The organism is Neisseria subflava, assembly GCF_024205745.1.
Classification (GTDB): Bacteria; Pseudomonadota; Gammaproteobacteria; order Burkholderiales; family Neisseriaceae; genus Neisseria; species Neisseria flavescens_B.
Genome location: NZ_CP073117.1, coordinates 2123962 through 2149836, shown reverse-complemented (window position 1 = coordinate 2149836; position 25875 = coordinate 2123962). Strand labels below are relative to the sequence as shown.

At 46.5% G+C, this 25875-nt stretch carries 25 protein-coding genes, 3 tRNA genes and 1 pseudogene; 20 read left to right on the top strand and 9 right to left on the bottom strand.

The window, feature by feature from the left end; genetic code table 11:
* Positions 1–21 precede the first annotated feature (21 nt).
* From KCG55_RS10240 to KCG55_RS10230, 3 genes are all read right to left on the bottom strand, one after another.
* The gene (locus KCG55_RS10240; RefSeq protein ID WP_150537416.1) at positions 22–1386 is read right to left on the bottom strand and encodes a sodium-dependent transporter; all 1365 of its coding nucleotides are present in this window, start codon (positions 1384–1386) and stop codon (positions 22–24) included.
* A gap of 782 nt (positions 1387–2168) precedes the next feature.
* On the bottom strand, positions 2169–2852 hold the full coding sequence (locus KCG55_RS10235) for a 16S rRNA pseudouridine(516) synthase (RefSeq protein ID WP_254323663.1): 684 nt from the start codon (positions 2850–2852) through the stop codon (positions 2169–2171).
* A gap of 142 nt (positions 2853–2994) precedes the next feature.
* Positions 2995–3471: a hypothetical protein gene (locus KCG55_RS10230; RefSeq protein WP_049348077.1), complete on the bottom strand. Its 477-nt coding sequence runs from the start codon at positions 3469–3471 to the stop codon at positions 2995–2997.
* Positions 3472–3812: 341 nt separating this feature from the next.
* Between KCG55_RS10230 and dnaQ the strand changes: the two genes are divergently transcribed.
* The 5 genes from dnaQ (at position 3813) to KCG55_RS10205 (ending at position 7277) form a co-directional block, all read left to right on the top strand.
* Positions 3813–4550, top strand: a complete 738-nt coding sequence (gene dnaQ / locus KCG55_RS10225) for a DNA polymerase III subunit epsilon (protein WP_254322969.1) — start codon at positions 3813–3815, stop codon at positions 4548–4550.
* Complete coding sequence (gene ispD / locus KCG55_RS10220) at positions 4547–5233, top strand: 2-C-methyl-D-erythritol 4-phosphate cytidylyltransferase (protein WP_254322968.1); 687 nt, start codon at positions 4547–4549, stop codon at positions 5231–5233. Before dnaQ ends, ispD begins: the two co-directional genes overlap by 4 nt.
* Before the next feature lie 32 nt (positions 5234–5265).
* Positions 5266–5745 (top strand): 2-C-methyl-D-erythritol 2,4-cyclodiphosphate synthase, encoded by a 480-nt coding sequence (ispF, locus tag KCG55_RS10215; RefSeq protein ID WP_254322967.1) that lies wholly within the window; start codon positions 5266–5268, stop codon positions 5743–5745.
* 43 nt (positions 5746–5788) lie between these two features.
* Complete coding sequence (rpiA, locus tag KCG55_RS10210; RefSeq protein WP_254322966.1) at positions 5789–6460, top strand: ribose-5-phosphate isomerase RpiA; 672 nt, start codon at positions 5789–5791, stop codon at positions 6458–6460.
* Positions 6461–6533: 73 nt separating this feature from the next.
* Positions 6534–7277 carry a thermonuclease family protein gene (locus KCG55_RS10205; RefSeq protein ID WP_254322965.1) on the top strand — a complete coding sequence of 248 codons (744 nt, stop codon included), beginning with the start codon at positions 6534–6536 and terminating at the stop codon, positions 7275–7277.
* A gap of 183 nt (positions 7278–7460) precedes the next feature.
* Here KCG55_RS10205 and KCG55_RS10200 read toward each other — a convergent pair.
* The 3 genes from KCG55_RS10200 to KCG55_RS10190 all read right to left on the bottom strand — a co-directional run bounded on the left by KCG55_RS10200 (position 7461) and on the right by KCG55_RS10190 (position 7825).
* Positions 7461–7551, bottom strand: a tRNA-Ser gene (locus KCG55_RS10200).
* 62 nt (positions 7552–7613) lie between these two features.
* Positions 7614–7700, bottom strand: a tRNA-Leu gene (locus KCG55_RS10195).
* A 38-nt stretch (positions 7701–7738) separates the two neighbouring features.
* Positions 7739–7825: transfer RNA gene (locus tag KCG55_RS10190), tRNA-Leu, on the bottom strand.
* A 94-nt stretch (positions 7826–7919) separates the two neighbouring features.
* Between KCG55_RS10190 and rnr the strand changes: the two genes are divergently transcribed.
* From rnr to recR, 4 genes are all read left to right on the top strand, one after another.
* Positions 7920–10400: a ribonuclease R gene (rnr, locus tag KCG55_RS10185; protein WP_254322964.1), complete on the top strand. Its 2481-nt coding sequence runs from the start codon at positions 7920–7922 to the stop codon at positions 10398–10400.
* Positions 10401–10481: 81 nt separating this feature from the next.
* A complete protein-coding gene (locus tag KCG55_RS10180; protein WP_250579753.1) occupies positions 10482–10829 on the top strand; it encodes an ArsC family reductase in 348 nt (115 codons plus the stop codon).
* 145 nt (positions 10830–10974) lie between these two features.
* The gene (locus tag KCG55_RS10175) at positions 10975–12828 is read left to right on the top strand and encodes a SurA N-terminal domain-containing protein (RefSeq protein WP_254322963.1); all 1854 of its coding nucleotides are present in this window, start codon (positions 10975–10977) and stop codon (positions 12826–12828) included.
* Between the two features lie 82 nt (positions 12829–12910).
* Positions 12911–13516, top strand: a complete 606-nt coding sequence (gene recR / locus KCG55_RS10170) for a recombination mediator RecR (protein ID WP_003679078.1) — start codon at positions 12911–12913, stop codon at positions 13514–13516.
* 62 nt (positions 13517–13578) lie between these two features.
* Here recR and KCG55_RS10165 read toward each other — a convergent pair whose 3' ends face one another.
* Positions 13579–13866 carry a hypothetical protein gene (locus KCG55_RS10165; RefSeq protein ID WP_003683377.1) on the bottom strand — a complete coding sequence of 96 codons (288 nt, stop codon included), beginning with the start codon at positions 13864–13866 and terminating at the stop codon, positions 13579–13581.
* A 214-nt stretch (positions 13867–14080) separates the two neighbouring features.
* Between KCG55_RS10165 and KCG55_RS10160 the strand changes: the two genes are divergently transcribed.
* The 4 genes from KCG55_RS10160 to KCG55_RS10145 all read left to right on the top strand — a co-directional run bounded on the left by KCG55_RS10160 (position 14081) and on the right by KCG55_RS10145 (position 19200).
* The gene (locus tag KCG55_RS10160) at positions 14081–15331 is read left to right on the top strand and encodes a lipoprotein-releasing ABC transporter permease subunit (protein ID WP_150537405.1); all 1251 of its coding nucleotides are present in this window, start codon (positions 14081–14083) and stop codon (positions 15329–15331) included.
* Positions 15324–16007, top strand: coding sequence for a lipoprotein-releasing ABC transporter ATP-binding protein LolD (gene lolD / locus KCG55_RS10155; protein WP_254322962.1), 684 nt, complete (start codon positions 15324–15326; stop codon positions 16005–16007). The genes KCG55_RS10160 and lolD overlap by 8 nt, the downstream gene beginning before the upstream one ends.
* Positions 16008–16140: 133 nt before the next feature.
* Positions 16141–17904 (top strand): exodeoxyribonuclease V subunit alpha, encoded by a 1764-nt coding sequence (gene recD, locus KCG55_RS10150; protein ID WP_254322961.1) that lies wholly within the window; start codon positions 16141–16143, stop codon positions 17902–17904.
* A gap of 177 nt (positions 17905–18081) precedes the next feature.
* Positions 18082–19200 carry a hypothetical protein gene (locus KCG55_RS10145; protein WP_432761073.1) on the top strand — a complete coding sequence of 373 codons (1119 nt, stop codon included), beginning with the start codon at positions 18082–18084 and terminating at the stop codon, positions 19198–19200.
* Between the two features lie 93 nt (positions 19201–19293).
* Here KCG55_RS10145 and KCG55_RS10140 read toward each other — a convergent pair whose 3' ends face one another.
* Positions 19294–19695, bottom strand: coding sequence for an RNA-binding S4 domain-containing protein (locus KCG55_RS10140; RefSeq protein WP_036490717.1), 402 nt, complete (start codon positions 19693–19695; stop codon positions 19294–19296).
* A 204-nt stretch (positions 19696–19899) separates the two neighbouring features.
* On the opposite strand from KCG55_RS10140, the gene KCG55_RS10135 reads away from it, so the two are divergent.
* From KCG55_RS10135 to KCG55_RS10105, 7 genes and pseudogenes are all read left to right on the top strand, one after another.
* Positions 19900–20859: an acetyl-CoA carboxylase carboxyltransferase subunit alpha gene (locus tag KCG55_RS10135; RefSeq protein WP_070591224.1), complete on the top strand. Its 960-nt coding sequence runs from the start codon at positions 19900–19902 to the stop codon at positions 20857–20859.
* Positions 20860–20950: 91 nt separating this feature from the next.
* Positions 20951–21495, top strand: a pseudogene (gene tilS, locus KCG55_RS10130) (tRNA lysidine(34) synthetase TilS); the annotation flags it as partial.
* A 48-nt stretch (positions 21496–21543) separates the two neighbouring features.
* Positions 21544–22275: a tRNA lysidine(34) synthetase TilS gene (gene tilS / locus KCG55_RS10125; protein ID WP_432761072.1), complete on the top strand. Its 732-nt coding sequence runs from the start codon at positions 21544–21546 to the stop codon at positions 22273–22275.
* Between the two features lie 219 nt (positions 22276–22494).
* Complete coding sequence (rpoE, locus tag KCG55_RS10120) at positions 22495–23094, top strand: RNA polymerase sigma factor RpoE (RefSeq protein WP_004519728.1); 600 nt, start codon at positions 22495–22497, stop codon at positions 23092–23094.
* A 5-nt stretch (positions 23095–23099) separates the two neighbouring features.
* A complete protein-coding gene (locus KCG55_RS10115; RefSeq protein ID WP_254322957.1) occupies positions 23100–23648 on the top strand; it encodes a sigma-E factor negative regulatory protein in 549 nt (182 codons plus the stop codon).
* A gap of 118 nt (positions 23649–23766) precedes the next feature.
* Positions 23767–24558 (top strand): TrmH family RNA methyltransferase, encoded by a 792-nt coding sequence (locus tag KCG55_RS10110; protein WP_254322956.1) that lies wholly within the window; start codon positions 23767–23769, stop codon positions 24556–24558.
* A 34-nt stretch (positions 24559–24592) separates the two neighbouring features.
* Entirely contained in the window at positions 24593–25252 is a 660-nt protein-coding gene (locus KCG55_RS10105; RefSeq protein WP_254322955.1) for a YecA family protein, read from the top strand.
* A gap of 61 nt (positions 25253–25313) precedes the next feature.
* On the opposite strand, the gene KCG55_RS10100 is transcribed toward KCG55_RS10105, so the two are convergent.
* Complete coding sequence (locus KCG55_RS10100; protein ID WP_063075298.1) at positions 25314–25802, bottom strand: DUF456 domain-containing protein; 489 nt, start codon at positions 25800–25802, stop codon at positions 25314–25316.
* Between the last annotated feature and the right edge of the window lie 73 nt (positions 25803–25875).

Genomic DNA, 25875 nt, shown 5'->3' with positions numbered 1-25875 from the left:
GCCTTTTTATATGCTTGCTTGTTAGAATAGGTTGCTGATGAAAATCAGCAGAATGACCAACGGCACGAGGTATTTTACATAGGCAAACCAGATATTGACGGTGGTATGGTTGCCTTTGTAGAGCAATTCGTCCTTCGCTTCATCTTTCATCACGAAACCGACAAACAAGGCAGAGCCAAGCGCAGTCAGCATAAACAGGATGTTGCCGCTGATATAGTCAAAGGCATCAAAAATGTTTTTACCAAACACGGAAATATCTTTCCATGGGCCGTAGCTCAAGATGGAAGGGATATTGCCGAAGATAAAAATACCTGCCAGTACGATGGTAATCGCGGCTGCGCGGCGGATTTTGGTTTTTTCCTGAATGGTCGTAATCAACACTTCATAAATGGTTAGAGAAGTGGTCAGCGCGGCAATCAGAAGCAGAGAGAAGAAAATCACGGCGAACACGGGGCCTGCCCACATATTGGAAAACACGATCGGCAGGCTTTGGAATACCAAAGTCGGGCCCGAGTTAGGGGCAACGCCAAAGCTGAAGAGGGAAGGGAAAATCATAAAGCCGGCCAACACGGCAATCAAAGTATTGGTAATTGCGGTAATCACTGCCGTCTGAACCAGATTTTCGTTTTTATCCAGATAGCTGGATAACGTAATCATCACGCCGAAACCCAAGCTCAAGGCGAAGAATACTTGTCCCAAAACGAAGACGAACAGTTCGGCTGTAATTTTGCTGAAGTCAGGTTTCAGATAGAAGGTAATGCCTTCCATTGCGCCCGGCAGGGTAACATTGCGCACAACCATGGCAATCAGGAATAAAAACAGCAGCGGCATCAGGTATTTTGCCGCTTTTTCAATACCGCCGATCACGCCTTTGACCAAGATCCATTGGTTCACAACCACAAATAGGAAGGTGTAGAAAGCAATTTCCCAAGGGCTGTTTTCGATGTGTTCGGTAAAGAAGCTTTTGGTAACTTCGCCAGAAACCGGGCTGGAAATGTCCAAATTACCGCCTATGATATTGACGATGTAGCTGATAACCCAGCCGCCGAGTACCATGTAATAGGCCATAATGCCGAATGCGCCGAGTAAGCCCATCCAACCGACCAATTTCCAAACTTTGGCAACGGGTTTGCCATTCATTGTACCGCCAAACGCATCCAGCGCGTTCACGCCTTTACGGCGGCCGATGACGTTTTCCACCAAAATCATCGGAATACCGATGACCAGCATGGCGATACAGAACAGAAATACATACGCGCCGCCGCCGTTTTCACCAACCAAATACGGGAAACGCCATGTTGCGCCAAAGCCGACAGTCGCACCGGCAACGGTAAGGATGTAAGTTAAACGGTTGGACCAGGTTTGACGGGGTTGATTGGAAGACATAAATACTCAGATGCATAAAAAAATAAAGACAACATTTTACCGCAAAGATTTAACGAATCTTGACTAAAGTCGGAAAAGGATTTTAGTTAAAAAAACTATGTAATAAAGAATTTTTAGTGGGTTTCTCTGGTTTGCTTAGTATTGAAACCTGCAAACAGAGAATTTGTCTGAAGTGGTATGAATGATGGCAAGAGCCGTAACGATAAAGGCCGTCTGAAAAGTGGGATATGGGAAAGGGTTGTTGTGAGGAGATTGGATAGCACTAAGGTGTGCTTTCAAGTATATCGGCAACAAAGATGGTATTTCTCTAAGGCTGTCTAATAATATTCTGTAACCTTAGCTTGGGTAGTCGCCGATGGTTTTTCTTTCTATAAAACGATTTGTCTGAAATTGGAACGGCATAGATTAATGTGGAAGAGACGAGTAAGAGAAAAGGGATAATGCAAGTTAATGAGTGGAAGATGGGGTTTAGAAATGATGGCTTCTTTAGATGAGAAAGGCCGTCTGAAAGTACGCCCGCTTGATTACCAAATTTTAGATAAAAAAAACCATCTATACTAAGGGGAAAGTATAGATGGCCAAACACATTACGGGGAAAACGTCTTACTCACTTACTCACTTCTTTCGAAGCAAGTGTTACTCAGACAGGCGAATTATACAATAGTTCAGTCTTCACAGTGTTAAATTCTGTTAAATAAAAATAATAAGGTTTAAATATTTGATTTTAAATAAATAAAAAATCCATATTGTTTAAAAATTTATCAAAAAAATTTGGAATTTTTTTAAATCTGGATAAATTTCCATTCTCCGGCGGCTAAATCATCGACATTCCAGTCGCCAAATTTCTCACGGTGGAGCTGCTCGACACGGTTGCCTGCTGCTGCAACCATGCGTTTGACCTGATGGTATTTACCCTCGGTAATGGTCATCATCAATGTGGTTGGGTCGGCCAATACTGCTTCGGCTGCGGCGACGGTTTCATTATCGTCATGCAGGAGGACACCGTTTTTGAGTGTGGTGCAAAGGGTATCGTCGGTAGGATGTTTCAAAGTGACGCGGTAGAGCTTCGGAACTTTGTGTTTGGGCGAGGTAACTCGGTGGTTAAATTGCCCGTCGTTGGTAATCAGAATAATGCCGGTTGTGTCTGCATCCAAGCGGCCGACTGCCTGCATATCGATATTGCGCATGTGGTCGGGAAACAGGCTGAAGATGCTTGGATATTGCTGAGGTTTGTGCGAAGTCTCGTAATCTGCAGGCTTATGAAGCAGAATGTAGAAATAGGGCATGGGTACGGCGGCAATTTCTTCGCCGTCAACAGACAGGGTGTGTACTTGAGACGGATCGATATCGTCTTTGGCACGATTATGGATTTCGCCGTTGATGGCAATGCAGTCATTGTCTATCAGCCATTGGCATTGCTTGCGGCTGCCGAGGCCTTGTGATTGGATGTATTTGAGCAGTTGCATGGTTGAAAAGTAGGAAATGTTCAAACGGCCTTTATTGTACTGGAAAACCGGTGTTTAGGCCGTCTGAAAAGTAGGGGCAAAAAAATCGCCCCTTTAAAATTTTAAGGGGCGCAAAAGGAACACAAACCACTACCAAAAACTGTTACAGGGCAAATTCTCCTATTTGATGTGTTGCCGGATAAAGTGCTTTCATCAGGTCATGTGGTGAAAGCGAGAAATCTTTGCTGTTTGTCGTCAGACGGCCTTGTTGCGGCGTCAGCTCAAGCAATCGGGCGTTTGCCGACTGGATAAATTTGTTTTTCGTGCGCTGCATTTTTCGTTGCAGAGCGGAAACAACGCGGTTGTACAGACTGTCTTTTTGCTTGACTTCGCGTGTATCGGCAACCCAGCTCAAGCGTGTATTGCCGTCTTCATCTTCAATCAGCAGGATGCCGGTTTCTGATTGGGGCGATTTGCCCATACAAGGAAGCCAAACATAATAGCGGCCATCTAAAGTAATGAATACTGCGTCGTGTACTTCGCATTCGTCGCAACACTTAGTGGCGATTAAAGAGCGAATGGCTTGTTGGTGCAGTCTCAGAATGTCAAGGGAGACTTGCTTAAAAATACTTTCGGGCATTTTCTTCTCCTTTCATTCTGTTGTGCGGTTGTTTTGTCTCGATGGGTTGTATTATACGGCGATTTTTTAAATTTGCAAATGATAATTGTTCCTATTATTTAATTTATAAGTAAGGTATTGATTATTAAGGAAATTAAATTTAAAAAATTTTCTAGAAATTGGGTTTTATACTCAAAAATGTTGTAATAGATGGCCATTAAATGAGAAAAGAATAAAGGCCGTCCGAAAAAATCCAGCTATAAAAGGGTATTTCAAAAGCAGCTAAAGTTTTGCTGACTATACATTTCAGACGGCCTTCAGTATGATTCAAGGCGTTTTGATAATTGCAGAAACCACCAACCATGAGCCAACGTCAGATCATCCTCGATACGGAAACCACGGGTCTTTATCCTGAAAACGGCGACCGTCTGGTCGAATTTGCCGGCTTGGAAATGATCAACCGCCAAATGACCGACTCCAACCTTCATTTATATGTCCACCCCGAGCGCGATATGCCGGAGGAAGCGGCGAAGGTGCATGGTTTGACGATTGAAGTATTGGAAGCGAAGAATGCACCGCCGTTTGCCCAAGTGGGTAAACAGATTGCCGACTTTATCCGTGGTGCAGAGCTGATTATCCATAATGCCAAGTTTGACGTCGGCTTTCTGAATATGGAATTCCGCCGCATGGGTTTGCCTTCTGTTGAGGAACTCGGTTGCAAAGTCACCGATACGCTGGCCATGGCGCGTGAAATGTTTCCGGGGCAAAAGGCAAGCTTGGATGCGTTGTGTAACCGCTTTTCCGTTGACCGCAGCAAACGTGTCTTGCACGGCGCGTTAATCGACTGCGAGCTTTTGGGTGAAGTCTATCTTGCTATGACGCGTCAGCAGTTCGACCTGATGGGCGGTGAGGCGGAGGAAGAGGGTGAAGTCAAACAAACCGTTATTGCGGAAACCAAACGGACATCACAGTTAAAAGTCATCAAAGCCAATGCGGACGAGTTGGCCGCCCATGAAAAATATTTGGACGATTTAGGCGAAGCGTGTGTATGGCGCAAGGCCGAAACGCCTGATGAGGCCAATGCCGGAGCGTCAGCATGATGCGCCGCAATATCGCTTTGATTCCTGCTGCCGGTGTGGGAGCGCGATTTGGTGCAGGAAAACCAAAACAATATGTTGAAATTAATGGTAAAACCGTATTGCAACATACCATAGAAATCTTTGATAAACACCCCCGCATAGATTTAATTGCCGTTATTCTTTCGCCGGAAGATTCGGTTTTTCAGACGGCCCTGTCTGAGAAAGTACGCGTCTTTCGAGTAGGCGGCGCAAGTCGTGCCGAAACGGTACGCAATGGTGTGTCCGTTTTATTGGAGCAAGGATTGGCCGAGGTGCAAGACAATATCTTGGTTCATGATGCCGCGCGCTGTTGCCTGCCTGCTGAAGCGTTAACACGTTTGCTTGATGAGGCGGGTGAGAATGATGAGGGCGGTATTTTGGCTATACCGGTGGCCGATACGCTCAAGCGCTCAGACGGCAGTCATCATATTGATGAAACCGTTGCACGCGCAGGATTATGGCAGGCGCAAACGCCGCAGCTTTTTCAGACGGCCTTATTACACCGCGCTTTATCGGTTGATGATTTAAGTGAGATTACGGATGAAGCATCAGCGGTTGAAAAACTGGGTATCCGGCCGCGCTTGGTGCAGGGCGATACGCGCAATTTGAAATTGACGCTGCCGCAAGACGAATACATTGTCAGATTGTTGCTCAAGGCCGTCTGAACAATCAAAACCCATTATTTAAGGAAACAAACATGAATATCCGTGTCGGACAGGGCTACGATGTCCATCAGTTGGTCGAAGGCCGAAATTTGATACTCGGCGGTATCAACATTCCGTTTGAAAAAGGATTGCTGGGTCATTCAGATGCCGATGCGCTTTTGCATGCGATTACCGATGCCCTGTTGGGTGCGGCCGGTTTGGGTGATATCGGCAGTCATTTTCCTGATACTGCCGCCGACTTCAAAGATGCCGATAGCCGTGTGCTGTTGCGCGAGGCTTATCAAAGCGTGCAGGAGTTGGGTTGGAAGGTGGTTAATATCGATACGACCGTGATTGCGCAAAAGCCAAAACTTGCGCCGCATATTCCGGCAATGCGCGCCAATATTGCTGCAGATTTGGGTTTGCCTGAAAACTGCGTGAACATCAAGGGTAAAACCAACGAAAAACTTGGCTATCTGGGGCGTATGGAAGCCATTGAAGCGCAAGCGGCAGTATTGCTGATTAAAGCCTAAGAGCTTAAAATTACTTTATTATTCAAACTGAAAGACTGACAACATGGCAACTCAAGACGAACTCAAACGTATTGCCGCCGAAAAAGCGGTGGAATTTGTTCCTGAAAACGAATACATCGGTATCGGTACCGGCTCTACCATCAACTTTTTTATCGAAGCTTTGGGTAAAAGCGGTAAGAAAATTAAGGGTACCGTGTCTACTTCTAAAAAATCCAGCGAGCTTTTGGCGAAATACGAGATTCCAGAAGTTTCACTGAATGAAGTGATGGGTTTGGCGGTTTATGTTGACGGCGCAGACGAAGTCAACCACGCACTGCAAATGATTAAAGGCGGCGGCGGTGCGCATTTGAACGAAAAAATCGTGGCCAGCGCATCCGATAAATTTGTCTGTATCGCCGATGAAAGCAAATATGTTTCCCGTTTGGGCAAATTTCCATTGCCGGTAGAAGTGGTTGAAAATGCCCGTTCGCTGGTGTCACGCAAACTGCTTGCCATGGGTGGACAGCCTGAGTTGCGTGTTGGCTATACGACTTTCTATGGCAATCAAATCGTTGATGTTCACGGCCTCAATATCGACCAAGCCCTGAAAATGGAAGACGAAATCAATAAAATCACCGGCGTACTCGAAAACGGTATTTTTGCCCGCGATGCTGCTGATGTGTTGGTTTTGGGTACGGCAGAAGGTGCAAAAGTCATCCTGCCTTGTCAGGATTAATGAAGATTAATCAATCTTAAAGGCCGTCTGAAAGTACATCAGGTCTTTCAGACGGCCTTCAATTTGGCAAAATATGCAAATCAGTAAAATTATAAAATGGTTGCCCGTTGTTTTATCCGTTTTGGGCGCACTTGGTTACAGCTCACGCGATACCGAGTTGATTCGTACCGGAGTAAGCGTTGCTGCAACATTGGCACAAGGCGACAATATCGGTTTGGAAAAGGCCAATGAATGGCTGGGTGAAAATGTCGTCAAAGCCACATCTGACACCAAAGCCGAAGCTAAACCCAAACCCAAACCGGAACAAAAACAAAAGTCATCGCGACAATCCTACACATACAATGGAAAAATCATCAAAATCCATGATGGAGATACCATGCACATTATCGATAGCGACGGCAGGAAACACAAAATCCGCATGGCCTATATCGATGCGCCGGAAATTAACCAGACTTATGGTACGCAATCACGAGACAATTTGATTGATGCCGCATTGCATAAAAAAGCCAAAGTCCGCGTGTTTGAAGCCGACCGCTACCAGCGCGAAGTTGCCCAAGTATCAGTCGGCACGATTGACCTGAATTTGATGCAGATACGGGATGGCGCCGCATGGCATTATGAAAGTTATGCCAAAAAACAACAAAGTAAAACCGCTTACACCGACTATTCGGCCGCACAAAAACAAGCCAAGGAAAAGCGTAAAGGTTTATGGAAAAAAGACAATCCGCAAGCGCCTTGGCAATTTCGCCGTCAAAACCACGAGCAGCAGAACGGCAATAAAAAGCAGTCTGATAAACAATGGTTTGGGATTTGGTAAGTTTTAAGAAAGAGGCCGTCTGAAAACTTTCAGACGGCCTTTAATCATTAAGGTTAAATATAAGATAAGAATGAGTGGCAAGTTTCTGATTAGAAGGTAAGAGAAAGAAAAGTGTAATGTAATATAATATTTTTAAGAAGAGTAGATATGAAAAAGACACCGTTAGCTGGTGTCTTTAGTATCTGGCAGAGAGGAAGGGATTCGAACCCTCGATACGCTATTCACGTATACACGCTTTCCAGGCGTGCGACTTAAACCACTCATCCACCTCTCTGTGGACTATTATCCTGACTGGTTATCAGAATAATGTGAAAACTTGACTGATTGATTTATCAGTGGTGCCCAGGAGAAGACTCGAACTTCCACACCCGTGAGGATACTAGCACCTGAAGCTAGCGCGTCTACCAATTCCGCCACCTGGGCAATTTAAATTTTCTTAAGCAAAGAAGCACCAAATTATTTGGTGCCCAGGAGAAGACTCGAACTTCCACGCCCGTGAGGACACTAGCACCTGAAGCTAGCGCGTCTACCAATTCCGCCACCTGGGCTTTGCTTTATTCTTCAATTTAAGGTAGAGTTGACTACCTGAACTGCGAAGAAGCAGCTATTATATATTTTAAAAAAAGAATGTCAACTATCAAAATGAACAAAAATACTAAATCTTTAAATTTACGAGAAAAAGACCCGTATTTGGAGCGGGAGAAACAACGTTACGCTCATCCGTTGCCCAGCCGCGAATGGGTTATTGAATTATTGGAACAAAAAGGTGTGCCGACCAAAATCGAAGCTTTGGCACATGAATTGTCGATTACAGAAGATGAATATGAATTCTTCGAACGCCGTCTGAAAGCGATGGCGCGTGATGGTCAGGTGTTGATTAACAGACGTGGCGCGGTGTGTGCGGCAGAAAAATTGGCATTGGTTAAATGCCGTGTCGAGGCGCATAAAGACGGCTTTGGTTTTGCCGTGCCGCTAACGCCGACAGGTGAGGGCGATTTCGTTTTGTATGAGCGTCAGATGCGCGGTGTGATGCACGGGGATATTGTTACCGTGCGCCCTGCCGGTATTGACCGCAGAGGCCGTCGCGAAGGTACGGTTTTAGATGTGGTGGAGCGTGCGCAGTCTAAAGTGGTCGGCCGTTTTTATATGGATCGCGGTGTGGCGATTTTGGAGGCCGAAGACAAACGCTTGAATCAAAGCATTGTTTTGGAACCTGAAAGCGTAGCGCACTTTAAACCGCAATCCGGTCAAGTCATTGTCGGTGAAATTGAGACTTACCCCGAGCAAAACCGCCCTGCCGTAGCGAAAATCATTGAAGTGTTGGGCGATTATGCCGACAGCGGTATGGAAATCGAAATCGCCGTGCGCAAGCACCATTTGCCTCATCAATTCAGCGAAGCATGTGTTAAAGCCGCGAAGAAAATTCCCGATCATGTGCGTAAAACCGACTTGAAAGGGCGCGTGAACCTACGCGATTTGCCTTTGGTAACCATTGACGGTGAAACTGCACGGGACTTTGACGATGCGGTTTTTGCCGAAAAAATCGGCCGCAATTACCGTTTGGTGGTGGCGATAGCCGATGTCAGTCATTATGTCTGCCCTGATGATGCGATTGATGTAGATGCTCAAGAACGCAGTACCAGCGTGTATTTCCCACGCCGTGTGATTCCGATGCTGCCGGAGAATTTGTCCAACGGCATCTGCTCGCTCAATCCTGATGTCGAACGCCTGTGTATGGTGTGCGATATGGTGATTACTTATGCCGGCAATATCAAGGAATACCGTTTCTATCCGGCAGTAATGCGTTCACATGCGCGACTAACCTACAATCAAGTTTGGGATTGGATTTCAGACGGCCAGGATCATCCGTTTAAGCAACAAATCGATACTCTGTATCAGTTATTTAAAATCTTGCAGAAAAAACGTTTTGAGCGTGGCGCGGTTGAATTTGAGAGCGTTGAAACCCAGATGATTTTTGACGACAACGGTAAAATCGACAAGATTGTTCCCGTTGTCCGCAACGATGCGCACAAGCTGATTGAAGAATGTATGTTGGCGGCGAATGTTTGCGCGGCAGAGTTCTTGCTGAAAAACAAACATACGGCTTTATTCCGCAATCACTTGGGCCCGACTCCCGAAAAACTGGCTACTTTACGCGAGCAGCTTGGTTTGCTGGGGCTGAGTTTGGGTGGCGGCGATAATCCGACGCCGAAAGACTATGCTGCGCTTGCCGAGCAATTTAAAAACCGTCCGGATGCGGAACTGTTGCAAGTGATGATGTTGCGTTCTATGCAACAGGCGGTTTATGAGCCGCATTGTGACGGTCACTTTGGTTTGGCTTATGGTGCATATGCACACTTTACTTCGCCTATCCGCCGTTATCCGGATTTGACGGTGCATCGTGCCATCAAAGCTGTATTGAACGGACAAACTTACCAACCCAATAAAACCTGGCAGGCTTTGGGCGTGCATACCTCTTTCTGCGAGCGCCGAGCCGACGATGCCAGCCGCGATGTGGAAAATTGGCTGAAAACTTATTATATGCGCGACAAAGTCGGCGAAGTCTTCAGCGGCAAGATTTCGGGCATGACCAGCTTCGGTATTTTTGTAACCTTGGACGACATTCATATCGACGGCTTGGTACACATCAGCGATTTGGGAGAAGATTATTTCAACTTCCGTCCTGAAATTATGGCGATTGAAGGCGAACGCAGCGGTGTCCGTTTCAACATGGGCGATACGGTCACTGTAAAAGTCGCGCGTGCCGATTTGGATACCAGCAAGATTGATTTGACCTTAGTCAGCGGCGGTTCAGTCGGTAAGAAGCGCGGCGGTAGAAAAGCAAAATCTGTAAGCAAGCCAATAGCTGCTGATAAGCCTGTCGAAAAGCGTAAGCGTAAACTTTCGGCTAAAGAAATTGATGAAGCGTTGGCTGCTCCTGTGAAGGCAAAGAAGAGCAAGGCGAAAAGTAAACCTGCCTCCAAGCCCGCTAAGCCAAGCAAACCTAAAGCTGCAAGCAAGAAAAAAGTGCAGGCGAAAACAGCTTCCGTCAAAGCCGGAGGTAAAAATAATGCTCAAGGCAAAAGCGTGAAGATTAAAGTGAAGAAAGCTGCTAAGAAATAAGCGGCATTCAATTCAGGCCGTCTGAAAATTTTCAGACGGCCTGAATTTGTGATTTTATAAATAAAACCAAGGATAAATAAGATGATAAAACTATACGGTATTCCCAATTGCGATACGGTTAAAAAAGCGCGCAGTTGGTTGGCAGAAAACGGCATCGAGTTTGAGTTTGTAGATTTTAAGAAAAACGCCCCGACTGCCGAATTGATTGATGGCTGGCTGGAGCAGGCAGCTTTGGAAATTTTGCTCAATAAAAGAGGCACGACTTGGCGCAAGTTGGATAAAGATGCGCAAGAATCTGCCGCAACAAAAGAAGGTGCGATTGCTTTGATGATGGAAAATCCCAGCATCATCAAGCGGCCTGTATTGGTCAAAGAAGGACAGGTTCATGTCGGATTTTCAGTAGAAGCGTATCAGGAAATTTTCGGATAAGGCATTTTTAGGTTTTTAGGCCGTCTGAAAAAGCAAGCCTCGAAAAAATACGTTACAATACGCGCTTTGAGCCTGTTTTCAGGATTTTAAGATTTTTGCGGCAGCATTTTCCGGCTGCCGCGCCAAACTTTTCTTTCGGATAAATATGTTCCATATTGTTGAAAAATATAAAACACCCGCCCAGATTGTTTTAGGTATCATCGGTCTGACCTTTATCGGATTCGGTGCCAATAATTTGTCTTCGCCGGGTTCTGATTACATTGTCAAAGTCGGGGATGAGAAGGTCAGCGAGCATGCTTTACAGATTGCGATACAAAATGAGCAAGCTGCCGGCAATACTGCGCCTTCGCGTGATGCGGTATTCCAATCGTTATTGCAACGTGCTTATCTGAAGCAGGGTGCCAAGCTGATGGGCATCGCTGTGTCTCAGGAACAAATCAAGCAAGTTATCGTGGATGATCCGAATTTCCATGATGCTTCCGGTAAATTCAGCCAGGATTTGCTCAAGAAATATTTGGATCAACGCAGGATGACCGAGGATCAGTTCGTTGAAGATATCCGTGAACAGTTTCAATTGCAAAATCTGTTGAATTTGGTGCAAAACGGCGCTTTGGTCAGCGATGCGCAAGCGCGTCAATTAATTAACCTGACTCAAGCTACGCGTACCATCCGTTCATTTACGTTCAGCCCTGAAGCATTTGTGGCACAAGTCAAAGTAGATGATGCGGCTTTGCAAAAATATTATGAAGCGCATAAGAAAGATTACTTGATTCCTCAAGCCGTTAAGCTGGAATATGTGGCTTTAAGCATCAAGGATTTGGCTGACAAGCAAACCGTCAGTGCGGAAGAAGTACAAAAAGCTTACGACAGCAAAAGCGTAGATTTGTCGCCAAGAGCTGAAATTGCGCATATTTTCATACCGGTTATACCTAACGGAGATGAAGCAAGCAATGCGGAAATTAAAGCCGAAGTGGATAAAATGGCTGCAGAGCTCAAAGCGCACCCGGATGCTTTTGCCGAACTGGCGGCCAAGTACTCCAAAGATTTGTCCAGCAGCAATAAAGGCGGCAATTTGGGCTACCTGAGCAAAAGCGGCGGCAGCGGCTTTGGACCTGAATTCGATAAAGCGGCATTTGCATTGGGCAAAGGCGAAGTCAGCGATACCGTTAAATCGTCTTTGGGTTATCACGTCATCAAAGTTTTGAATGTCGAAGCTGAGCCGACTTTGGAACAAGCCAAAGCGCGTATAGAAGCAGCCTTGAAACTGAAAAAAGCAGCTTCTGCCTTTAACGCGGCCAAAGAAAAATTGGGTGAAGATGCCTTTAATGATCCATCTTCTTTGGCAAAAGCAGCCGCCAATTCAGGCTTGAAAGTGGAAAACTTGGATGAATGGGTAACCAAAGCAGGTGCGAAAGAGGCCGGTTTGCCTGAAGCGTTAATTAATGCTGCGTTTAGCGACGATGTACTGAAGAAAAAACACAATTCTGAAGTCATTGCCATCAACAACGAAACCGTTTGGGTCATTCGTGCGAAAGAAGTGCGCGAAGAGAAAATTGCACCATTTGTAGAGGTCAAAGATACTGTCCGTGCAGCATATCTGCGCTCTGAAGCCGCCAAACTGGCAGAGAAGAAAGCCCAAGAAACTTTGGCTGCGTTGAAAGCCGGTAAAACTGTCGACGTTCAATGGTCGCCTGTTTCGCAATTGAGCGCGCAAGATGCGCGTAGAACCATGTCTCCGGAGGCTTATGCGGCTTTGTTGAAAGCACGTCCTGTCGGCGGTAAACCTGCGTATGCATTATTGGAAGGTATGCCTGCACCGGTGATTATGGAAGTTCAGAGCGTTTCTGCTCCTGAAAATGCCGATTCACAGATTCCGGCTGCCAAACAGGCTTTGGTTCAGCAGCTTTCTGCCAATGTGTTCGATAATTTACTCCAGTATTTGGGTAAGAAAATCGATCGTACGCAAGGCGCACAGCAAGTTAATAATGCTGCCGAATAAGCAGAGTATTTGAGTAGGGCAGCCGGATGAATTCCGGCTGTTTTCTTATTTTTAGCTATCTTTTTAAAGGCCGTCTGAAATCATGAGTAAAAATCCTGATGCCTTTGTCCGCTTGATTAATGCATTAAAAATCCTGCCCAATGTCGGCCCGAAATCCGCCCAGCGCATGGCTTATCAGCTTTTACAGTACAAACGTGAAGAAGCTCAGGAGTTGGTGGATGCTTTGCAATTTGCCTTGAGACAGGTGCAGCATTGTCGGATGTGCAACACATTTTGCGAAGGCGATTTGTGTGAAATTTGTGCGGATGAAAAACGTGAGAAAAGCCGCTTGATGATTGTACATATGCCGGCGGATGTCTCCAGTATGGAGGCGGCTAATTGTCATGATGGTCTGTATTTTGTTTTGATGGGGCAAGTCAGTCCGGCGCAGGGTATGGATATTTCGGCAGTGGCATTAGATAAGCTGGTTGCCCGTTTGCAGGCGAGTGATATTGAGGAAATTATCATTGCAACCAACTTCACAGCCGAAGGCGATGCGACAGCGTATGTATTGGCAGAATTATTTAAAAACCTTCCTTATAAAGTCAGCCGATTGGCGAGGGGAATCCCTTTGGGTGGCGAGATGGAATATGTGGATGCCGGTACTTTGGCTCAAGCAGTTTACGATAGAAGAAATATCCAATCTTAAATGCCAATATAAAAAGGCCGTCTGAAAATCTTTCAGACGGCCTTTTCATTGATTAAATCAGATTATTTGCAGCTGACGCCTTGAATTTGAGGCGTATCGCCGTTGCCGACTTTGAATGCACATTTGGTTGCGCTGCTGCCGGATACGGTAACAACACCGTTTCCGCTGTTAAGGCTGACAGGTTCTTTTACGCCCATGCCGACAGCAGTGGCTGCCAGTTTTTGAACATCGGCGTCGGAGTAAGCGGTATTGTTTGAACTGATTTTGATTTCTTTGGCGGCATATGCATTGAAGCTGAATGACAAACCTACAGCTACAGATACGAGGGCCAAGAATTTTTTGCTGTTCATTAGTGTATTTCCTTTTTGATGGTGACAAAGTGTGTCACAGCTTCAGAATAAGGGCGATTGGCCGATTGTGCAAGTTTTTCGGCGGAATTTACGGGAAGATACATGGTTTTACATACACTTTATCCCTGAATGCTACATCAGTCGGGCAATCGGACGACCTGTCGGTTTTACGGTACAATAAGCCTTTTTTGACAAACGAATGAGGCATTTTTGAATGGCTTCTTTAGAAACTTGGATAGGCCTGCGCTATCTGCGTGCGAAAAAACGCAACGGCTTTATGTCATTTATTACCATGATTTCAATCGCCGGTATCGCCTTGGGTGTAACGGCGCTGATTGTGGTGTTATCCGTAATGAACGGATTTCAGAAAGAGATACGCGGTCAATTATTGAACGTTGCACCTCATGCGGAAATCGGCTATTACGATGTCGGCAGTGCGCCGGGTTGGCAGAATTTGCGCGAATTTGTAAAAGGCAAAAAGGAAGTATTGGCCAGCGCGCCTTATGTTTCCGATCAGGCTTTGCTTGCCAATGCCGGGGAAGTGCGCGGTGTGCAGATACGCGGTATTTTGCCGTCTGAAGAAAAAAATGTCGTTGATTACGGCAAGGATATGCCGGCCGGCAGTTTTGACGATTTGAAGCCGGGCGAATTTGATATTATTTTGGGTCAAGGGCTTGCTGAGGCATTGGGCACGGAGATAGGTGGCAAGGTTACAGTGATTACGCCGGAGGGTAATGTTACCCCTGCCGGCGTGGTACCGCGCTTGAAGCAGTTTAATGTGGTCGGTGTGGTAAAGACTGGTGTTTATGAAGTCGATAACACATTGGCCATGACGCATATCAAGGATGCGCAAGTCTTGTATCGCCTGGGGGAAAATGTCGGTGGGCTGCGTTTGCGATTGGCTGATCCTCAGAATGCACCCTCTTTCATTGCCAAGTTGATTCCTGATGCTAAAAAAGATGAAGTATGGGTGCGTGACTGGACGTTTAACAACCGCAGCTATTTTGAAGCCGTTGAGTTGGAAAAACGCATGATGTTTATCATTTTGACACTGATTATCGCGGTTGCTGCGTTTAACCTCGTCTCTTCTTTGGTAATGGCGGTAACGGAAAAACAAGCCGATATTGCGATTTTACGCACCTTGGGTTTGTCTCCGGGCGGTGTTATGAAGATTTTCTTGGTGCAGGGCGCATTTGCGGGGTTCTTCGGTACGCTTGTGGGCGTGGTATGCGGTGTATTGCTGGGCTGGAATGTCGGCAAGATTGTCGCGTTTTTTGAAGACATGTTTGGCGTGCATTTGATTAACTCTCAAGTTTATTTCATCGATTACCTGCCTAGCGATGTGAACTTGAAGGATGTCGCCGTTATTGCCTGTATTTCGCTTGGCTTGGCATTTATCGCCACACTGTATCCGAGCTGGCGTGCTGCAAAAACCCAACCTGCGGAGGCTTTGCGTTATGAGTAAGACAATTTTGAAATGTACCGGCGTTGGCAAAAGCTATAATGACGGCGCATTGAGTGTACAAGTGTTGAATCATTTAGATTTTGAAGTTGCCGAAGCGGAAAGCGTGAGTATTATCGGTTCGTCAGGCAGCGGTAAATCCACATTGCTGCACCTTCTTGGCGGTTTGGATATGCCGTCTGAAGGCAAGGTAATACTGGTGGATCAGGATTTGGGCGGTTTGAGCCAAAAACAGTTAGGCGAATTGCGCAACCGTTATTTGGGCTTTGTGTATCAGTTCCACCATCTATTGCCTGAGTTTTCTGCGTTGGAAAATGTCATGATGCCGCTTTTAATCGGCAAAATGCCTAAGGCGATGGCTGAGGAGAAGGCTGTCAAGATGCTGAAAAAGGTTGGCTTGGATAAGCGTATGCTGCACCGTCCGAGCGAACTTTCCGGCGGCGAGCGTCAGCGTGCGGCGATTGCCCGTGCTTTGGTTAATGAGCCGAAATGCCTGTTGGCGGATGAACCGACGGGGAACCTTGACCGTAAAAATGCGCAAAATGTGCTGGACATGATGCTGGATTTGAAACGCGAATTGAACACCAGTCTGATTGTAGTGACCCATGATGACGAGCTAGCTGAGCGTTTCGACCGGGTAATGACCATGAAAGACGGCAGCCTGCAAGTGCTGCAATAAGGTTATTATTTCAAGCAAATATTTTATGCTTTGAACGGTATAATAGAGGCCGTCTGAAAAATAGGTTTTCATTTATGGAAATGCTGTTTTTTCAGACGGCCTTTCTTTTTTCCGTATCAATTAAGCCTGAGCTATGAATCCGACCGACTCTATCCTTTCCTCTGCCGCAGATGCGGCCATAGCGTTTTTCCGCCGCCACGAAGTACAGGGCGCATCCGTTATTGAGCCTTATGTGGTTCGATTGTTTGCAGCCTTGCAAAACGGGCATTCGTTTATTTACTTGGATAAAGAGGATGTCTATGCCTTAAGCAACTTGCCGAACTTGGTCGGTAATGCGGATAAACCGCTTATCCTGCAAGGCCGGAAATTGTTTTTGGGGCGGATGTGGCAGTTGGAGCATGATTTGGCTGTTGAAATCAAACGGCTGGCCAGTGCCGAAGCGGAAGAAGTGAATTTCATGGCGGCTTCAAAAAGCCTGAGCGACTGGTTTGATACTAAAGACAGTAAAGAGCAACGGGATGCTGCGGCTTTGGCATTGCTGCAAAACTTTATGCTGATTACCGGCGGGCCGGGTACGGGTAAGACGACGACCGTAGCAAAGCTTTTGGGTCTGATTTGTAATAACAGTACGAAGCTGCCCCGTATCGCTTTGGCGGCGCCGACAGGCAAAGCGGCTGCGCATATGGCACGAGCTTTGCAGCGTGCTTTGGATGGTTTTGATTTGTCCCCAAGTATCAAAGCGCATTTGGAAAACTTGGAAGGGCAGACCGTCCATCGATTGTTGAAACTGCGGCCGCCGCAAATGCGCCCTGCGTTTAGTCATGAATATCCGCTTGCTTTGGATGTTTTGGTGGTGGATGAGGCTTCGATGTTGGATTTGCCGCTGGTGTTGGATTTGTTGCGCGCCGTGCCGACCGGCTGTCGTCTGGTGTTGCTTGGCGATGAAAACCAGTTGCCGTCGGTTGGCTTGGGAGCCGTATTGGCGGCATTATCGCGTCCGACGGCTTTGGATAAAGCAACCGCTGAAAAGCTGGAGGTGTACCTGCCCGATCATGGCTTTGAGATTAAAGAGCGGCCACAGGCTTTATCGCAAAACAATGCCAAATTGACGTTCAGCCACCGTTTTGGTGCAGACAGCGGTATCGGTTGTTTGGCGAGGGCGGTGGTGTCCGGGGAAAAGCAAACTGCGGTCGAACAGTTTGATAAGTTCCCCAAAGAATTGGAAATGAAATCAGGCCGTCTGAAAGAGCAGGTTGCCTTGCTGTATCAAAAGCAACAGGATTATTGGGCGGCCGTGGCAGAGAATAATGTTGCACTCGCCTATGGTCATGCTGCCGATGTGGTGGTATTGGCGGCGTGGCGGCAGGATGCGGATGATTTGAATCAGGCTTATCAAGAATACTTGCAACGACAAGGCAAGGCTTCGGGCGAAACGCCTTGGTTTGCCGGACAAATCATCATGATTACGCACAATGATTACATGTTGGAAGTGTTTAACGGCGACATCGGGCTGATTATGAAAGATGAGGAATCATTGAATGGTTTGTCTGCATTTTTTCCTGAGAAAGATGGATTCAAAAAAATTGCCATCAGCCGTTTGCCCGATTTTGAATCGGCTTTTGCCATGACGGTGCATAAGAGCCAAGGTTCGGAATATCGGGAAGTATGGCTGTTGCCTCCATCAGTGCCTGCAACGACGGAAAGCGAAGAAGAAGCACGGGGTTTGGATAAAGCTCTGCTTTACACGGCCATTACCCGTGCGCGTGAACGATTTGTGTTTTGGGGAAATGCGGAGGAATTGTGTCAGGCTGTGGGATGCCACCAAAAACGCAGGACGGCATTGGCCGATGCCTTGAAATGGCAGTTTGAACAGCCTGATGAGCAGGCTTCCGTTTGACCTGAATCAAGAGGCCGTCTGAAAGAGGATAAAGCGTTTAAATCTGCTTGACTGGTTACACTAATTTACATACGATAAAAATAATTAGTAAATAAAATGAATGATTTATACAAAATTCATAATGTTGTACGCTTTATCGAATACTTCACTTTCAATACCTTCTTTTGGAGAGTCGGCATGAAATTTCAAACCAAACTGATTGCAACCTGTATTTTATTGGCTTCATCATCTTATTCTTTGGCAGAGAATGCTGATGGCGGACATGATGCGGCGGCTTTGGCCACCACCAACGATTACGTCAATTCCGGCAGTATCATTCGCAAAGATGACGATAAAATCAGCATTTTCAATGATTTGTTGACTGTGAATGGTGGCTTGCGCGTACGTGCGGATACCAAAGACATCAATGCCAACAACAGCGGCATCAATCCGACGCCTGAAGATACCAATGCCAACTTCAATGCGGAGTTTTGGTTACGCGCAAAACTGTATAAAGATTGGAAATTGGTGGCGCAAATCGAGCCGAATATCGATTTGGAAACCGGTAAGTTCAACGGCGATCATGATGTGCCGGTCAATAAACTGTATGCCGAAGGGACTTTGTACAACAACATTAAAGCGCGTGTCGGTAAATTTGGCGCGTTCTCTTCATACGGCCGTGTATGGGATGCCGAAGTAACCGGCGGCGAAATCTTCTTCGACAATAAAACCCTGCCTATCAAAATCTATGCAGGCCGCCGTACCGGCAATCTGAACGACAACGCATGGGGCATTGGCGGCCGTCGCAGACATTTTGCTGCGGTGCAAAGCATGTTGCCTGTGAATGAGAATATTAACGTCGGCGCAACCGTCAGCTACATGAAGGACATCGATGTACGCGGTGCGAAGAAAAATGCGGTCTTTGGAGAAATCGGTACGGACATCAAGTTTAATGACGATTGGCATTGGATGGCCGCAGTCAGCAAGTCCAATATCAAGGCCTATAATGATGCCGGACAAAAAATCAAAAATGACGGCGTGTTCACTGAAGTACGCTATAAATTGGCTGACTGGAACGTCCGCAATTCTTACGACGTATTCTTGAACTACCGCCGTGTCGGATCGTTGTCCGGTGTCTCTTCTGTTGAGGATTACAGCAAAAACGTCCAAGGCGTGCAAATCGGTGCGACCTATATTCCTTGGAAAAACTGGAAACTCAAAGGTTTCTATTTGGCCGGCAAACAGGTTACGCCTACCGTCGGCACGGATAAGCAGGACGTAAACGTTATTCGTGGTCAGTTAGAATATAAGTTTTAATCATCACAAATAAAAACAGGCAGGGTGTCCTGCCTGTTTTTGGTTTTCAGACAGCATGGATATAGGGCCGTCTGAAACAATGGATGAAATGCTTTACCAGCTATCGCGCTTCATACGGTCAAGCTGGCGGCGGTCGCGTTTGGTTGGGCGTCCGTCCGGATAAGCAGCACTGATGCGGCTGGCTTGGTCGAGCTGTTTTTGAGCTTCGCGTTCGGCGGCCGTTTTCATGTCTTCTTCGTAGAGTAAACGCGCTTCCGGTGCCGGGCGGCGTTGATGATTGAGTGCGGTAACTTTGAATTTGTAGGGAAGGGAGTTCAAAGTCATGTCGATGGTGTCGCCGGCCGAAATATTTTTGCTGTTTTTCACTTTTGAGCCGTTTACCAAAACCCTGCCCAGCTCGATATGTTTTTGTGCCAGCGCACGGGTCTTGAAAAAGCGCGCGGCCCACAGCCATTTATCCAAGCGCATGGACGAATTGTCATGATCGTTTTTCATAGCCTGTTTGAAATGATTGAACTGAATTGAAGTTTATCATAAGATACGGCACTTCATGCGTTTAGTGCAGCTATACTATTTCTTTGTTAAAGGCCATCTGAAAGATTTTTTATTGCAAAAGATGGCAGTTTCCCTTTGAGAAATGCTGTCAAATACGTCTGATTAGCGTATCATGTCAGCAACCGTTACCGAGAGCTTTGTTTTATGAAACCCGTTTTTTTGGACTTCGAACAACCCATCGCCGAATTAACCAATAAAATCGACGAGTTGCGATTCGTACAAGACGAATCTGCCGTCGATATTTCCGACGAGATTGCCAGACTGCAAAAGAAAAGCAACGAGTTGACCAAGTCGATTTTCAGCAAGCTGACTCCGGCTCAAATTTCACAAGTGTCCCGCCATCCGCAACGTCCTTATACTTTGGACTATATCAACGGTATTTTTACCGATTTTGAAGAGTTGCACGGCGACCGCCATTATTCTGACGATCATGCCATTGTCGGCGGTTTGGCGCGTTTCAACGGCCAAAGCGTGATGGTTATCGGTCATCAAAAAGGCCGCGATACCAAAGAAAAAATTCGCCGCAATTTCGGTATGCCGCGTCCTGAGGGTTACCGTAAAGCATTGCGCTTGATGAAGACTGCCGAAAAATTCAATATTCCGGTCATGACCTTTGTCGATACCCCGGGCGCGTATCCGGGCATCGGCGCCGAAGAACGCGGCCAGTCTGAAGCCATCGGCCGTAATTTGTACGAACTGACCCGCCTGCATGTGCCGGTATTGTGCACTATCATTGGCGAAGGCGGTTCGGGTGGGGCGTTGGCAGTGGCTGTCGGCGACTACGTCAATATGCTGCAATACTCGACTTATTCGGTGATTTCTCCCGAAGGTTGCGCCTCTATTCTTTGGAAAACTGCTGAAAAAGCAGCGGATGCCGCGCAAGCATTGGGTATTACCGCCAAACGCCTGCAAGAATTGGATGTCATCGATAAAGTAATTGATGAGCCTTTGGGCGGCGCACACCGTGATTTTGAAACCACAATGAAAAACGTTAAAACCGTTTTGGAACAGCAATTAAGCGAAGCGCAAAGCATGACCATGCCTGACTTGCTTTCTCGCCGTTTCGACCGCATTATGGCTTACGGTAAATTTACCGATAAATAAGTTTGACTACTGAAAAAGCAAGCAGATACCGTCGCTGCTTGCTTTTTTTGTGTTCTATTTTTGAGTAATTTACAATTTCAGGCCGTCTGAAATGTCGCAACTATCCCTTGATTCCCTATTTAAAAGTTTTCAAGCAGCTTTTCCTGATTTGCCGAGTCATACTGTTGTTGAAGTTGGCTTGAGTGGCGGATTGGATTCTGTCGTCCTGCTGCATCTTTTGCATCGGATGCGTGAATTTCGCTATTTTGATTTGCGTGCCGTCCATGTTCATCATGGTTTAAGTACCAATGCCGACAGTTGGGCAAAATTTTGTCAGGATTATTGTCAGCGTCTGAATGTTGCCTTGCGGGTGTGCCGTGTCAATGTGGAAAAACAAGGAAGGGGTCTGGAGGCTGCGGCCAGGGCTGCCCGATATCAGGCATTTTCAGACGGCCTGAAGAAAATTATTGTTTTGGCCCATCACCGCAATGATCAAATCGAAACATTTATGTTGTCGGCTGTGCGCGGGGGGGATTGCGCGGTATGGCGGCCATGCCGGTATGGCGTGATTTAAATGAAGAGATTCAAATCTGGCGGCCGCTTTTGGCATTTTCCCGCCAGGAATTGGCTGAGTATGCCCAACAATGGGGATTGTCTTTTGTTGAAGACGAAAGTAATGAAGACTCCGGTTATTTACGTAATTGGATGAGAAATCAGGCTTTGCCGCAATGGCAGCAGCGTATTCCGAATTTTGAGCAGCAAATTTGTGCCAATGTTCGATTATTGCAGGAAGATTTGCAGCTTTTAGATGAATTAATTGAGTCTGAATACCAGCGCATCAGTCCAAACGGAATATTCAGCATCAGTCTGTGGCGGCAATGTACGCCGCTTTTGCGCCGTCGGCTGCTTTGGTATTTTTTGCGAAAGCAAACGGAATCATTGCCGTCTTATCACAGTATTGCCGATTTTGCCCGAGTATTGGAAACCGCTGATCAGGCGCAGTTGAATTTGCCAGACGGGGAACTGGTCGCATATCGGAATCAGCTGTTTGTTTGTCAAGAAAGTGAGTTTCAAAAACTGCCTTGGTGTAATGGCAGCGAAGTTCGAGGCCGTCTGAAAGATATTTTGTTAGAAAACGGTTTCGTTTTATTACCGTTTAAGGGAGGTTTGTCAGAAGAGGAGTTGGAAAAGACGGCAGTACTCCGAAATGTGGTCAAAGGTGATGTGATTTATTCGGGGGAGAGGAAAAAATCAGTCGAAAAACTATTGCAAGAGTGTCATATTGTGCCACTCGTCCGTAAATATTGGCCGATTATCGTAAGTATGGGCAACAAGTGCCTTGCTGTTGTTAATCTTCGGGTGGGAAGCGATGTTCAAATAGGGGAAGGCTATCTGCCTGTACATGAAAAGTTAGCTAAATATATAGCAGAAAAGTAAAGAGGCTAACTTTAAAATTAGTAAGTATTAGTAATTTAACTACTTGTGCTAAGTGTATATATAATAAGCAATACAGCTTATGTTAGAGCATCTGCACGAATAAACTTTTGCGATTAAATGTAATCTTGTGGAACTATTTCAAAGCGATGCTGTCTTTATTGTGCACAGCACGCTTTACTATTTTTTGGTTTAAAGCAGTAAAACGATTAAAGGTTGGGTATGAACGATCGCCAAATAGATCAAGTTTTGGTGGAGCGCGCGCAGAAAGGTGACCATAAGGCATTCGAGATGCTGATGTCCAAGTATCAGCGTCGGCTAAACAGACTGATTTCCCGTTTTATTCAGGATGAGCATGAAGTGCACGATGTAACCCAAGAGGCAATGATTAGGGCTTATCGTGCGCTGGTTAATTTTCGAGGTGAGAGTGCATTTTATACATGGCTGTACCGTATCGGTATCAATACGGCAAAGAATTTCCTGACCACTTCGGGTCGCCAGTTTTTTGTCAGCTCGGAAGCAGCCAATGAGGAGGGAGATGTTCTCGATTTAACCGATCAGATTGCGGATTACCATACGCCGGAAGCTGAAATGATGAATCGGGAAATCTTGCAGACCGTCGAAGCAAGCATCGCGCAACTGCCAGACGATATGCGTCAAGCCATTACGCTTAGGGAAATGGATGGCTTGTCTTATGAAGAAATAGCTCGGGTAGTGGATTGTCCGATAGGTACTGTACGTTCGCGTATTTTCAGAGCGCGTGAACTGATTGCAAAAGATTTGCGGCCGCTGTTGGATACTTCTGAAGATCAAAGGTGGTGATAAAAATGAACGAAAAAACAAATAAAGCATTGGAGTATGTGTCTGCATTGATGGACGGTGAAGCATTGACTGATGAGATGCTGGATGCTGTATTGGCAGATGAGGAAGCCTTGCGCGCTTGGCATGAGTACCACATTATCGGCGACTGTATCCGTCAGGGTGCGGCGGCGAGTGTTGCTGGTGAAACTATGCAAAGCAAAGCATTTACAGTGCCTCAAGCCGAAGCTGAAGGCAAACAGGAAAAATATGCTCAGCGTGAAGCGGCCAATAGCGGCTTCTTCAAATTCTTTGCGGCCGCAGCCAGCGTGTGTGCGATTGCTGTTGCAGTATGGCAATTTACACCGCAAACTTCTCGTGAGTCTATGCCAGTTGCAGAGAAGTCTAATGTTCAGCCTGCCCAAAATATCATTCCGGTAAGCGGTACGCCTGTTGAAAAAGCAGCTTCCGAACCTGGCGAGACTGTTGTGCCGAATGCGGCAAAAGACGGCAAACTTGAAAACCGTCCGACTGTCCGTACCGAGCAGCAAAATGAGCAACAGACTGTTGTACAGTAAAAAATGAAATCATGTAAAACCCTTGCTTCATTGCAAGGGTTTTTTATTTTCGAAGCAAAACCGTCAGGCCGTCTGAAAGCATGGCTTCAAGGAAGTTAAAACAGTTATAATGCGCTCCATGAAACTGATTACCTCTGCTCAAAACGAACAGCTCAAACATTTATTCCGTCTGCTGACGCAGGCTAAAGCAAGGCGCGAAAGCGGTGAAACCGTATTGGAAGGTGTACATCTGCTGCAAACTTATTTGCAAAGCGGAGGTACGCCCAAACAGGTGTATCTGCCTGAAAAGAAACAGCAACATATTGAAATTCAAGAAATTACGGCGCAGTTGGATGAGGGATTGATTACTTGGGTCGGTAACGAAGCACTGTCTAAAATCACCAGTCTGACCGATGCCGATGATGTGATGACTTGGATTGATATTCCGCAGCAGGCAGGTTTGCCTTCAGACGGCGATTGCGTGGTATTGGAGCGGGTACAAGACCCCGGTAATGCAGGCACGATTTTGCGTAGCGCGGCAGCGGCCGGAGTCAGGCAAATTGTGTGCGGCAATGATTCCGTGGATATCTGGTCGCCCAAAGTGTTGCGAGCGGGGATGGGTGCGCATTTTCTGCTGTCTATTTTCAGCCGAGTGGAATTATCCGCTTGGATGAAAACGTATCAGCATCAAATTTGGGCAACTGCCTTGGGCGGTCGCAATATCGGTTTGTATGAGATGGACCTCAGTCAACCCTGTGCTTGGGTATTTGGCAACGAAGGCAGCGGCGTGAGTGAAACGGTAAAAGAGAAGGCCGATGCCTGTGTCAAAATCCCCATGTTGGGGCAAACCGAATCCTTGAATGTCGCGATGGCGGCAACGGTTTGTCTGTTTGAACAAATGCGGCAGCGTATCCATGCCCAGGCCGTCTGAAAACAATAATACGATTTTATTTTAAGGAACAAAAATGCAAATACTGACTTTTGATGAAGCGGCACGCAGCCGATTGATGGAATTGTTGGATGCCAAATCTGAAGCCCACAACACCATGCGTTGTGATGAAGTTCAAGGTTTTATGATGGCTTTATTGAGCGGTCCGGATGCTTTGAATCCGACCAACTGGCTGCCAGAGATTTTGGGTGAGGAATCTTTGTTTGATGCCAAAGAGCGCACTGAAATCGAACGTTTGGTTATGGCAATGGCCGCCGATATGCGCATGAAGCTCAACGAAAAAATTCTGCCTGATTTGTGGTTTTATGAAGATGAAGCCGGCAATCCGGATTTCTACACTTGGTGTAACGCCTACCTTTACGCACTGGATATTGTGCCTACCGATTGGTTTGAAGCAGTCAATCAGGAAGAGTTTGAAGATTTGTTCTATCCGATTATGGCTTTGGGTGGTATTTATGACGACGAGGAAAACGGCGAAGTCATCTTGCATCTGAATGAAAAAGAGCTGACCCAACTGGAATCTGACTTGCCGCATGTCCTGCTTGATATTTACTGGTACTGGCAGGCCATCATCAATAAACCGCAAACCGTACGCCGTGAAGGCGAAAAAGTAGGTCGCAACGATCCTTGTCCGTGTGGCAACGGTAAAAAATACAAAGCCTGCTGCGGTAAATAAACCATGAAATAAAAAGGCCGTCTGAATGCTTGAAATTCAGACGGCCTTTAATGTTTTTTGTTTAGAAGAATGAGGCTAACCAAACAAACAGGATAGTCAGTGCAATAGTTAATGCGCAGCCGATTTTAGCTACGGTACCGATGATGAAGCCGATAAACGTACCGATACCGACTTTGCCTGCCTGCCATGTGTCTTTGCGTGCGATAAATTCGCCGATGGCCGCGCCGGTCAACGGGCCGAGCAACAAGCCGGGAATGGAGAAGAATGCGCCGACGATGCCGCCGATAAATGCACCCCAAACCGCGGTTTTACTTGCGCCTGTATATTTTGCACCCAATGCGCCCGCCACATAGTCCATCGCAGTACCGAATACGGCAACGATGGCCAAAAAGGTCAGCGTACCCGAGCCAAACACTTGATAATCGCCGGCATAACCCAACAACCATGCGCCACCAAACATCAAGCCCAATCCAGGCAAGGCAGGGTAAATCGTTCCCAAAATACCGACAACAATGGCGATCAAGCCGAGAACTATGAGAACAGCAGTCATGAGGTTCCTTTTGAATTTAAGAGTGTAATAACGGCAGTATTATGGGCACTTTTTGTTATATTTTTTGAGAGAT